The organism is Shewanella sp. ECSMB14102 (genome assembly GCF_000813075.1).
GTDB classification, from domain to species: domain Bacteria; phylum Pseudomonadota; class Gammaproteobacteria; order Enterobacterales; family Shewanellaceae; genus Shewanella; species Shewanella indica.
Genome location: NZ_JWGX01000018.1, coordinates 1 through 11,386 on the forward strand (window position 1 = coordinate 1; position 11,386 = coordinate 11,386).

Annotated in this window: 9 protein-coding genes; 3 read left to right on the forward strand and 6 right to left on the reverse strand. The window is 52.8% G+C overall.

The window, feature by feature from the left end; translation table 11 throughout:
• From RC73_RS07255 to hemC, 5 genes are all read right to left on the reverse strand, one after another.
• A partial coding sequence (locus tag RC73_RS07255) for a retention module-containing protein (protein WP_039034022.1) occupies positions 1–2,643 on the reverse strand: 2,643 nt, incomplete at its 3' end.
• Between the two features lie 277 nt (positions 2,644–2,920).
• Complete coding sequence (locus RC73_RS07260; protein ID WP_039034023.1) at positions 2,921–4,090, reverse strand: heme biosynthesis HemY N-terminal domain-containing protein; 1,170 nt, start codon at positions 4,088–4,090, stop codon at positions 2,921–2,923.
• Entirely contained in the window at positions 4,087–5,196 is a 1,110-nt protein-coding gene (locus RC73_RS07265; protein ID WP_052248048.1) for a uroporphyrinogen-III C-methyltransferase, read from the reverse strand. Before RC73_RS07265 ends, RC73_RS07260 begins: the two co-directional genes overlap by 4 nt.
• A 51-nt stretch (positions 5,197–5,247) precedes the next feature.
• On the reverse strand, positions 5,248–5,976 hold the full coding sequence (locus tag RC73_RS07270) for a uroporphyrinogen-III synthase (protein WP_039034024.1): 729 nt from the start codon (positions 5,974–5,976) through the stop codon (positions 5,248–5,250).
• Positions 5,977–5,988: 12 nt separating this feature from the next.
• Positions 5,989–6,918, reverse strand: a complete 930-nt coding sequence (gene hemC / locus RC73_RS07275; protein WP_039034025.1) for a hydroxymethylbilane synthase — start codon at positions 6,916–6,918, stop codon at positions 5,989–5,991.
• Positions 6,919–7,117: 199 nt separating this feature from the next.
• On the opposite strand from hemC, the gene RC73_RS07280 reads away from it, so the two are divergent.
• Positions 7,118–9,544, forward strand: coding sequence for a class I adenylate cyclase (locus tag RC73_RS07280; RefSeq protein WP_039034026.1), 2,427 nt, complete (start codon positions 7,118–7,120; stop codon positions 9,542–9,544).
• 14 nt (positions 9,545–9,558) lie between these two features.
• On the opposite strand, the gene cyaY is transcribed toward RC73_RS07280, so the two are convergent.
• Positions 9,559–9,888 (reverse strand): iron donor protein CyaY, encoded by a 330-nt coding sequence (gene cyaY, locus RC73_RS07285; RefSeq protein WP_025011356.1) that lies wholly within the window; start codon positions 9,886–9,888, stop codon positions 9,559–9,561.
• 80 nt (positions 9,889–9,968) lie between these two features.
• Between cyaY and lptM the strand changes: the two genes are divergently transcribed.
• Both lptM and lysA read left to right on the forward strand, forming a co-directional pair.
• The gene (lptM, locus tag RC73_RS21425; protein ID WP_162206859.1) at positions 9,969–10,118 is read left to right on the forward strand and encodes an LPS translocon maturation chaperone LptM; all 150 of its coding nucleotides are present in this window, start codon (positions 9,969–9,971) and stop codon (positions 10,116–10,118) included.
• Positions 10,119–11,363: a diaminopimelate decarboxylase gene (gene lysA / locus RC73_RS07290; RefSeq protein WP_039034027.1), complete on the forward strand. Its 1,245-nt coding sequence runs from the start codon at positions 10,119–10,121 to the stop codon at positions 11,361–11,363.
• Positions 11,364–11,386: the final 23 nt, after the last annotated feature.

An 11,386-nucleotide genomic window follows, 5' to 3' on the forward strand; every position in this document is an offset into this window, starting at 1 on the left:
GCTGACATCAAAGCTTAAGGTGATGGTTTCACCGACGGCGAGGAACTGCACCAGGCTGTTGGCAATCTCATAGCTCCAGCCGGAGTTATCGACACTGAAACCAGCTTCCAGAGCGCTAATGAGGGCCGGATCCAGAGGGGGATTATTGCTCCATGTTGCGTCATCATTGTAACTGCTGCTGACGCTGTGGCTGTCGTTGATATCGACATCGGTGAAGCTCAAGTCGCCGCTGTCGCTGAGCATGCCATTGATGACATCGACATCCTCGGTGACCGCGCCGCTCATGTCGATGCTCAGCACCGGCGCATCATTGGTGCCGGTGATGGTGACAGTGACAGTCTCGGTATCTGTGCCGCCGTTGCCGTCATCGACAGTGACATCAAAGCTTAAGGTGATGGTCTCACCGACAGCAAGGAACTGCACCAGGCTGTTGGCAATCTCATAGTTCCAGCCGGAGTTGTCGACACTGAAGCCAGCCTCCAGAGCGCTAATGAGGGCTTGATCCAGTGGGGGATTATTGCTCCATGTTGCGTCATCATTGTAACTGCTGCTGACGCTGTGGCTGTCGTTGATATCGACATCGGTGAAGCTCAAGTCGCCGCTGTCGCTGAGCATGCCATTGATGACATCGACATCCTCGGTGACCGCGCCGCTCATGTCGATGCTCAGCACCGGCGCATCATTGGTGCCGGTAATGGTCAGAGTGACTTGTTGTGAATCACTGGCGCCAAAGTCATCGGTGACCGTCAGCGTGAAGCTTAAGGTGATGGTCTCACCGACGGCGAGGAACTGTACCAGACTGTTGGCGATCTCATAGTTCCAACCGGAATTGTCTGCACTAAAGCCCTGGGCGAGAGCATCCTGGGTGGCTTGATCCAGAGCGCCGCCACTCCAGCTTGCATCGCCATTGTAGCTACTGCTGACAGCATGGCTGTCACCAATATCGACATCGGTGAAGCTCAAGGCACCGCTGTCGCTGAGCATGCTATCAATAACATCCACGTCTTCAATGACGGCACCACTTGTGTCAGCGGTAAGAATGGGGGCGTCATTGGTACCTATGATAGTAATAGTGACCAGTTGTTCGGCGCTGGCGCCAAACTCATCCGTCACAGTAACAGAGAAGGTTTCAGTGCGAATTTCACCTTCCAGCAGCCCATCGGCTGCGGTGTTATCTAGCTGATAATTCCAGGCACCACTGGCGGCATCTATGTTGAAGTTGCCAAAGGGGCTGTCGGCACTGCCGGACCAAACAAGCACGGCACCATTATCCACATCGCTGGCACTGAGCTGACCACTGACGCCTGGGGTTCCGGGGTCTATGCTACCATCATCAAATTGACCGGCTTCTCGCACTGTACCATCGGCTTCACCTGGCTGGGGCGTGCTGATCACAGGTATATCATTGGTACCCGTTATGGTGATCGTTAAGGTTTGGACACTGGTATCGCCATCGGCATCTGTCAACAGATAGGAGAAGACTTCCGTCAGGGATTCTCCCTGAGCGAGCGCCTGAACTGCTTGTGCTGCAGAGTTTATTTGATAGCTGTAACTACCATCGTCATTGAGGGTCAGCAGGCCGTAGTTGCCGGAAACAAGGCTTTGATTGGACACGGTATTATCGAGGTTGCCGCCACTGCCGGCGGCTGTCACCTGTGCGGTATCGCCGCCCTGAACATCGTTATCGAGCAGATTGCCACTAATGGCCAGTTGTGAGTCTTCATCTACGCTGTTGATGTCATCCTGGCCACTTGGAGCGTCATCCAGTACCGAGATGGTAAGGGTATTCCCGACACTGTTTCCTTCTAGATCGGTCAATATCAGGTTGAAGGCCTCAGAGAAGTCATCGCTGAGGCTGTGGTCAACTGCAGAATTGAGGGTAAAGCTATAGCTGATATTGCCGTTTATCAGGTCAACGGCATTGATGGTGAGCACGCCATATTCGGTATTGATACTGACAGGGCCGTTAAATACGCCGCCAGAGACAATGGCAATCCCATCCAGGGTCAAGCTGGCTACGCCAGCCGCGGCACTGAAGCTCAAGTTACCGGTTTGGGTCAAGGCCGCGGGTGATGGCGTGGTTCCTGTCGGTAGGTTGGCATCTGAGAGTGTGGCTGCGCTACTGGTGAGTGTAGGGCCAGTCAGGGGAAGATCATCAAGTAATATTTCTTCTTGGGTGGTGATGGTGGTTTGCTCAAAGCCACTGGTATCGTAACCTGCGCTCGCCAATACTTCAGAACCATCCCTGGCTACGGATATATAGTCGAATCCGCCCTGGTTTCCAGCTGTCCCGGCACCGGCAGCTGTAGCGGGCAGGTTAGCGGTAGGGTCATCACCTGCAAGTATCTGTGCCTGTAATGCAGCTATTTCGGCATCGACCCCTTCATTGGCAAATTGGGCGCCATCAACAGCGGCGCTGTCTGACTGAGGTTGAGTGTTGGGCTGGGCATTTTGCTCTGTCAGCTGGGTACCGTCAGCATATTCTATGGTGAAAGTATCATTTGCAGTGAAGATGATCTCTTCACCATTGCGAATGACATCCCCGATACTCAGATCGCGGATATTGCCATTTTCGTCCTTGGCCTTGAGTTGTCCAACCAGATTGGTGACAACCGCGTCTTGCTTACTGATTGCGACGCCCATAACTCATACTCCTTTGCACGCATATACTGACGGCAAGGTCACTTTGTGCCCATGAGCGTCAGTTAAAGGTATTAATTATTAAGTCTGGGGTTGAAACAAAGACTGTCAAATATGTGACGTTAATGGTTGTAAAGTTATATGAGGGTGGGACAAAATGTCCACATCTTAGAATCTGTCTCGCATTCATGCGGTTACAGTATGTGTGCGGATAATCTTGTGATGATTAATAAAAAAGCCACTAAATAAGTGGCTTTTTTATTACGAAAAGATCTATCGATTAGTCGCACTTGGCGGCTTGCTTATAGCTCTTGAAAGCCCCTTGATGATCGGCTAACTGTTCCTGAAGTTTGGCTAAGGCGAGCCAGTACTCTTTGCGGGGCAGTAAATGACACAAGCGTTCCCATGCCGTGCGGGCCAGGCTGAATTCACGGCAGAGCTCATGGATTTGTGCCATACAGTGTTGGTAGTCGGCATGATTTTCGAGCTTGGGCTCCAAATTTTTCAGCAGTTTCAGGGTTTCGTTGTCCTGCGGCTCAAAAATTTTCGGCAACACTCCCAAAACCGCAGCGCAAGGTTCTTTTTTCAGCGCCTTATTCAGCAGTTTTAGGGCTTCGTCACGGCGGTTGAAGCCGGCCAGACCCAAAGCATATTGTGCCATATTGGCTTGTTGGCTGCGTTCCTGACGGCTAAGCCAGTGCCAACATTTTTCCAGTTCCTGTTCGCTGCGAAGGGCTGCCTGGGCCAGCAGAGCATTATTTACTCTTTGGTTCAGGAGGTCATACTCTTCATTATCCAGGAGTTGTTTTTTACGTAACGTCGGCAGTAGTAGTTTTAGGGCCTGCCAGTCTAACTGGCTCTGATAAAGCTCCAAGGCCAGTTGCAGTACCGGCGCTTTACTCTTGCTGCTGGGTTGTAGTTTATCCAGCTGCTCGCGGGCTTTTTCCAGCTCGCCTTGCTGCATGTAGTAGCGCACTCTGGTGGTGGTGACCGCTTGGGTTGCCAGTGGCAATTGGGCCGCCTTATTCAGGTATTCATCCCGCTCTTCATTCTTGAACTGTCGTTGGGCCGCTCTGGCGGCTGCCAGATAATTAAGAGCGGGCAGTTCACCGGCTTCGGCACCTTTTTGCATCGCCTTTTCGGCCGCAGGCCAATCTTCTTCTGCCAGTGCCAGGGCGCCAGTGAGCGTGTGCTTACGAGCAGCATTGCGGCGCCAGCGCCGCGGCAGGTAGCGACTGTTAAGCACCAGATTCAGCACAGTGACAAGCAGCCATTCCAGTAGCTGCAACAGGGCAAAGAATATGATGAGTGCCATAACGGCAAACAGCAGGTTAGTTTCCAGTTGCCAGTCCAGGAAGGCGATATAAACATAACCCGTCTTACCGGCTAAGAGTGGGCTCAGACAGGCGCCTGCCAGAATAATCACCAGATAGATGAGTACTCTTATCATAGTTCGGCCCCCGGCATGAGTTCGCCATAGGTGACCAACTGCTTGAGCTGGGCGCTGGATTCAAATTTAGTCAGACTGATAGGATCCAGCTGCAGACTGGACAAAGCATTAATTGCAGTCAGCACTTCTTCGGTGCGCGGATCATCAAGGTCGAAATATTGTTGGATCCATTTGCGGGCCATGGCCAATGATTGGCGGTAGTTGAGCTCATCATATTGGTAGAGGGCCAGCTGTGACTGCAGTAGTTTATTGCGGATATTCTCGAGTAGGTACCATTCCTGCTGGGGAGATAGCAGAGGTGTGATATCTGAGCTTATTTTGCGAATAGTGAAGAAGTCTTCCTTCAGCGCGCTCCAGGTCTTGGCCAGGTTGCTCTGCCAGTCACCAATAGAGTCAGACATTTTACTTTCAGTTTCCGGCTCTATTTGTTGACTGCCGACACGGTTAAGCGGCAGCTTGTCCAGCTTGGTGATAATGCCATCCAGGGTGAAAACAGTACCTGCGATGTCGGTATTCTTGATGGCGCTTACCGCCGCCATATCGTTGGCGAGGGCGCGACGCAGCGGCATAAGAGATGGCTCCTGCATGGCAGCAATACGCTCATCGGCGGCCTGTAACAGGCCAGTTGCCGTTTGCGGATCTTTCTCCAGCCACAGTTTACGTCCCGCCATCCGCACCAAGTATTCGGCTTCAGCCGCCATCCAATGGTTGGGACTACGTTGTGCAAGGGTAGCGATACGGGTTTGCATCTGTTGTTGAGCATCGCGCAGTTGTTCTATGGCACCTTGTTGCTGTTGATTTTGTTGCAGGTCGCTTCTCAGTTGCTGCTCCAGTGCCTGCAATCTGGCCTCCGGAGCTTGTTTGACTTGTTCGAGGGTCGTTGCCAGCTGCGCATTGGCGGTTTGCTGTTGCTGCAGTTGCCAAAAGAGATAAGCACCTGTGGCGCAGGCCAGCAGTGCCAGCAACAGGCTCAATAGTAGGGTTAGTTTCAGGAGCAATGAGCTGTGCTTGGCTGTCGCCACAGGGGTATCTTGCTCTGTGAGATCCTGGGGCTGGGTAGGCAGTGCGGGGGTATCGCTCCCGACTTCTGGCTTGCTGTTATCCATTAATGCAGTCCTTTAACGCGACAATAGGGCTGGAAATCGGGAGGGGGGAAACTAAAGCCTCAATGCCTTGAGTACGGCCTTACTGTTGGCCGCCGTAGCATCAGTCACCTGAGTTAATCCGGCGACGACGGCCTTATCTACCACCCGAATGCTGGGAACTATAATATGACATGCTTGCAGCCAAGCAAAATACTCTTTTGGCAGCAGCCGGATAAGGTTCGTCAGGCTTTCTGCACTGCTGATCACTATGGTGTCTATCCCGAAGGCTTGCCATTCCTTGACCAGTTGTACTGCATCATAGGAAGGGCAGGTGCGGCGATAGACCTCCCAGAACTTGACTACAGCGCCATATTGCTGAAGTGTTTTTCCCAGTACTTCCCGGCCACCGTTGCCCCGAATTATGACCACTTTCTTGTGTTTTACTACTTCGGGTTGCAGTCCTGGCAGGGTTAACAGGCCTTCGGTCTGTTGATTGTCATCCGGAGCCTTATGCCCCTGAATGCCATAATGTGCAAAGGCCTCAAAAGTGGCTTCGCCGACGGCAAAATATTGAATGTGTGACGGCCATGAGGCATTCAGCGCCTGAGTGCCGAAATGCACCGCATTGGTGCTGACAAATACAATGATGTCGGCATCCTGCACCTCGGTAGGGGAGATACTTTTGTCTTCCATGGCCTCGACTGCCAAGAGAGGGGTCACCATAAAAGGTATGCCCCTTTCTGCCAGCGCCTGTTCCATGGCGTGATTGCGCCCCTCAGGGCGCGTCAACAACACTTTCATAGTGCCGCCTTGTTATTTGCCGTAAACGGCATCCAATATGGTTTTGGCGCCTTTGCTCAGCAGTTCTTCTGCCAGGGCGTTACCCAAGGCTACCGCTTCGTCTTGATGACCACTTACCACTCCTGAAATGACTTCAGAACCGTCAGGATTACCTACCAAACCTCTCAAGGTTAGTTGTTCGCCCTGGATCTCGGCATAGGCCCCGATAGGTACCTGGCAACCTCCTTCAAGACGCGTATTCATCGCTCTTTCGGCCAATACCCTGTAGCGGGTTTCTTTATGTTCAAGCGGTGCCAGCAAGGCTTTTACCCGCTCATCATTAGTGCGGCATTCAATGCCGACAGCACCCTGGCCGTTGGCCGGCAGTGATTCTTCGGCGCTGATAAAACTGGCAATACGCTCTGACAGTTTCAAGCGGATAAGCCCGGCGGCAGCCAGAATGATGGCATCATATTCACCGGCATCCAGCTTACCCAGACGGGTTCCCACATTACCGCGCAGATCTTTGATGATAAGGTCCGGGCGACGGGCTCTGAGCTGACATTGACGGCGCAGGCTTGAAGTACCGACAACCGCGCCTTGAGGCAGTTCATTTATACTCTTGTAGCTGTTGGAAACGAAGGCATCACGGGGATCTTCACGTTCGCAGATCACTTCCAGCCCCAGCCCTTCCGGGAATTCAACCGGCACATCTTTCATGGAGTGCACTGCGATATCCGCCTGGTCTTCCAGCATGGCGACTTCCAGCTCTTTAACGAACAACCCCTTGCCGCCTACTTTGGCCAGAGGAGTATCCAGGATGACATCACCCTTGGTGCTCATTGGCAGCAGTTCTACTGTCAGCCCGGGGTGAATGCGTTCCAGCTCGGCTTTGACAAATTCTGCCTGCCACATGGCGAGAGGGCTTTTACGTGTTGCTATGCGAATGCGATTTTCTGACATGCCAATCTTTTCCGTGAGAGTACGTTAAATGCGCCAATGCTAACATTGCCCATTGGAGAATGGCACCGAACGCTGCTCAATCTTTGAAGTGGGCACGTTAAATTTTTGCCAAATAGTGTGATCTTGATCTCATTACTTGCCTGCTACCGCAAAAGTGTTAGCATGATCATCCAACTGGTTCAGGGATAGTGAAATTTGGATGACCGAGCGTCAGCGACAATACGCCGAATACGCCGAGCGCCTCAATCGAGTGCGTTTGGCTCGTGCTCAGGCGCTGTTTTCCCCATTGCAAAGGCATCTGTTTAACCTGATCCCCCTGTTGCTGCATCAGCACCACAGCCGACTGCCAGGATATAACAGCCCTTTGACGCCATGCGGAGTCAAGGGGTTCCAACTCTCAGTTGAGCTCAAGGAATCGCTCGCTACCCTAACGTTACCCCAGTTCGAGGATACCCTGCATGCCAGTCCTGTGCTGGAAGGGGTTTACGTAATGGGCAGTACCGCCAGTTTTGGCCAGAATCCCAAGAGCGATGTGGATGTCTGGTTAGTCTATGACGCCGGGCTGACACAAGAGGAAGTAGAGTTGCTGCGGGACAAGAGCCTCAAACTCACCCGCTGGTTTGCCGGCTTTCAATTTGAAGTGAACTTTTATCTGGTACACCCGCGGCAGTTTTGCCGTGACGACACTTGCAATCAGGATGCCGAGTGGGAGCTGCTGGGGCATGAACACAGCGGCAGCGCCCAACATTGGTTGCTGCTGGAAGAGTTCTACCGCAGCCATATCCGCCTGGCCGGCAAGACGGTCGCCTGGTGGCCCAATGCCGAGCCTTGCAGCGATTTTCTGTTTCTTGGTGATATGCACCAACTACCCGCCAATGAGTATTTTGGTGCCTCTTTATGGCAGCTCTACAAAGGCTTGGACAAGCCGCACAAGGCCTTGCTCAAGGTACTGCTGTTGGAAGCTTATGCCAGTAATTATCCACAAACCAACCTGGTCAGTGAATGGGTGTGGTTGAGAACTCTGGCCGGTGACTTTTCCAACGCCAACGATGCCTATCTGCTCCTGTATCAATATATAGAGTCTTATCTGCTTAAAGTGGGAGACGAGCGTCGGTTGGAGATAGTGCGCCGCTGTTTTTACCTCAAATGTGGTATCAGGCTCAGTGATGTCGAGCAGTGTCACGATTGGCGCTACCACAAACTCAAGCAATTGGTGGAGCAGTGGGAATGGCCCCAGAGTCTGCTGATTACTCTGGATGATTGCGAACATTGGCACAGTGGGCAGTTGCAGTGGTTCAACGCTCAACTTAACGAGTTGATGCTGGCCAGCTACCAAACTCTTTTGCATTTCGCTTCGACTCACAGGCTGAGCGAGTACTTTAAAGTAGAAGACTTGGGGCTGTTGACCCGCAAGTTACACACCTATTTCAGCGAGGACAAGCAGCAGATCCTGCGGCTCAACCGGCTTTGGAGTCAGTCGCTGGCTGAGCCGAATCTGACCATAGTTCGCAGCGAGCAGGATGGCCGCTGTCATCTCTATCGTCTATCGCCGGAGCCGCGACAGTTTATGGGCGAGGTGGCCATCTATCAGGCCGATGATGCCGCCTCTTTGATGATTTGGGCTTGCCTCAACGGGGTGGCTACCGCCAACAGCCGCTGGTTTGAGTATCGCGCGGGTCGTCTACGGTGTCGGCGTCTTAACCAGGTTGCCGAACGGCTATTGCCTTATACCGAAGACAAGCAATGGCGGGGGTCGAAACTGGATCTGTGTCAGCCTTGGCATTATCGCAAGTTGGTGTGGATTCTTAATCTGGAGCAGGACCCCAGCGAGCATTGGCAGGGTCAAAGCTTGATGCTGGAACTCATGGGCAGCAACCTGCTGGCGACAGGAAAACCGGCAGCCAGTTTGCTGGGTTCGGTGCAACTGATGAGCCTTAATTCTTGGGGGGAATGGCATTGTCATAGCTTTAGCGGTGAGCAGGCGCTATTGGAGGCCATTGCCTTTGCCACTCCAGGTATGAGAAGGGCGCCACAACAGGTGGCCTTCGATGTCGTCAGCGCCTCGCAAAAGCTGCAGTCCCAGCTGGAACAAACTGTAGTGGATATTCTCAAGCAGGTGCACCGACTGATAAAAGACGCCTGTCCGTCCAAGACTTTAGTGCAGCCATTACAGCTGGGTGAAAAGAAATATGGCCTGTTTTTCGATGCCAAGGGCATGAGTTACCGGGATCTCAGCGATGTGAAGTCCCTCTATCGTCAGTTGGCCAGGGGCGAGCTACAGAGTCTGCCAAGGCCCGAGCTTGCCAACGATCCTTGGGTCAAGGTGCCCGAGGTTATCCAGAACTATGCGGTGAAAGGAGTGATCCAGTATTTCCTGCGCAGCCGGGAAGATGAGTTGGATGTGTTTGTACTGGATGAAGGAAATGGCTTGAGCCACTATGTGCACAGCAATCCGGATGTCAGTGAATTGGTTAATACTGTCACCCAGCATTACGCCTTCGGTGAAGTACTGAACCTTAAAAATCAGTTCAACTTTCCGCAGTTTTTCCGCCTGGTGCGCCAGAGCGGTAATCTGGATGTGGTGCCTTTTGGGGTCACGGCAAGGGCGGCGCAGACAGAGTTCTGACCGCCCCTAAATCATCAGAACGACAGTTCTATACCACCCTGGCGGCTGATGGACTCTCTGACGAAGGGCATAAACTCGCCGCCGTTGCGCTCATCTATCCATTTACCGTCGACATAGCCAAAGTGATAACCACCGAAACGGGTTGCTACCCAGATCTGGTGCAGCGGCTCCTGTTTGTTAATCACGATTTTGGAGCTGTCGGCGAACTCGAGCTGCAGTACATTGCCTGAAGCGTCGATATCAACATCGGCATCCTGCTCATCTATTGCATTTTCAATTGCGGTTTCTATCCGGTCGAACATTTCATCGGCGAGCTGATGATATTCGGTATCTGTCATGGCCATGGAATATCTGTCCTTTGCTTTCATCAAGATGAATGCGATTATAAGGCTAATGTAATCCTGCTGCCCAGATGTTGAGTAAAATGAGACTGTTTTTATCCCTGATGCTTGCTAGCCTGTTGCTGCTTGGTTGTGGTCAAAAAGGCGTGCTTTACAAGAGCCCGGATCTGCCGGACAACCAATCCCAGACGGAACAAACCGAGCAACCCCAGCAATCGACAGAGGAAAACTAATTGGATCATTTTCAATATCAAGCTCAGGCTCTGTATGCCGAAGACTGCGCCGTAGCCGATTTGGCGGCTCAATATGGTACGCCTTTGTATGTCTATTCGCGGGCAACATTGGAGCGCCATTGGCATGCCTTTGACAGAGCCGTGGCCACTCATCCACACCTTATCTGCTATGCGGTCAAGGCCAACTCCAATCTGGCGGTGCTCAATGTGTTGGCGCGTCTTGGCAGTGGCTTTGATATTGTCTCAGGCGGAGAACTGACCCGGGTAATCACCGCAGGTGGCGATCCGGCCAAGGTGGTGTTTTCCGGTGTTGGCAAGACAGCGGCAGAAATGAAACTGGCACTGGAGCTGGGCATATATTGCTTCAACGTCGAGTCCCGCGCCGAGCTTGAACTGCTCAACGAAGTGGCAGGCTCTTTGGGTAAACAGGCGCCGGTTTCGTTGCGGATCAACCCAGATGTGGATGCCGGTACTCACCCCTATATCTCCACCGGCCTGAAAGAAAACAAGTTCGGCATCGCCATGGATGAAGCCGAGGAAGCCTTCCTGCAGGTGCAATCCTTGCCGCACCTGGCCATCAAGGGCGCCGACTGCCATATCGGCTCACAGCTTACTGAACTCAGGCCGTTTCTCGATGCTATAGATAGAATGCTGGCATTGATCGATAGGCTGGCAGAAAAAGGCATAGTGATTGAGCATCTGGACGTGGGCGGCGGTCTGGGAGTCACTTATGATGAAGAAACCCCGCCACAACCGGACAAGTATGCCGCCGCATTGCTCGAGCGTCTGGGTGAACGACCACTGAAGCTAATTTTCGAACCGGGCAGGGCGATTGCCGCCAATGCCGGGATCTTTGTCACCCAGGTATTGTTCCAGAAAGAGAATGCCGGCAAGCATTTTGCGATAGTGGACGGTGCCATGAATGACCTTATCCGGCCGTCACTCTACAGCGCCTGGCAGCAGATTATCCCGGTGCAGCCAAGAGAGGGTGAAAGCCGGGAATACGACATTGTCGGCCCAGTGTGTGAAACCGGGGATTTTCTGGGTAAATCACGCGCCTTGGTGCTGCAAGCTAAAGACTTGCTGGCGGTGCGTTCCAGCGGCGCTTATGGTTTTGTGATGTCCTCCAACTACAACACCCGTCCGCGAGCGGCCGAAGTCATGGTCGATGGCAGTGAACATTATCTGGTGCGTGAACGGGAAAAGCTGGAACAACTGTGGCAAGGTGAGCACTTGCTGCCGTAAACTAGTGTGAGTACTTTCCCGCT

What these genes read in the sequence shown, in the direction of transcription:
- RC73_RS07265 (WP_052248048.1), bottom strand. Translation starts at nt 5,196, where the DNA reads ATGGATAACAGCAAGCCAGAAGTCGGGAGCGATACCCCCGCACTGCCT.
- lptM (WP_162206859.1), top strand. Translation starts at nt 9,969, where the DNA reads ATGAGACTGTTTTTATCCCTGATGCTTGCTAGCCTGTTGCTGCTTGGT.
- cyaY (WP_025011356.1), bottom strand. Translation starts at nt 9,888, where the DNA reads ATGGCCATGACAGATACCGAATATCATCAGCTCGCCGATGAAATGTTC.
- RC73_RS07260 (WP_039034023.1), bottom strand. Translation starts at nt 4,090, where the DNA reads ATGATAAGAGTACTCATCTATCTGGTGATTATTCTGGCAGGCGCCTGT.
- hemC (WP_039034025.1), bottom strand. Translation starts at nt 6,918, where the DNA reads ATGTCAGAAAATCGCATTCGCATAGCAACACGTAAAAGCCCTCTCGCC.
- RC73_RS07280 (WP_039034026.1), top strand. Translation starts at nt 7,118, where the DNA reads ATGACCGAGCGTCAGCGACAATACGCCGAATACGCCGAGCGCCTCAAT.
- RC73_RS07270 (WP_039034024.1), bottom strand. Translation starts at nt 5,976, where the DNA reads ATGAAAGTGTTGTTGACGCGCCCTGAGGGGCGCAATCACGCCATGGAA.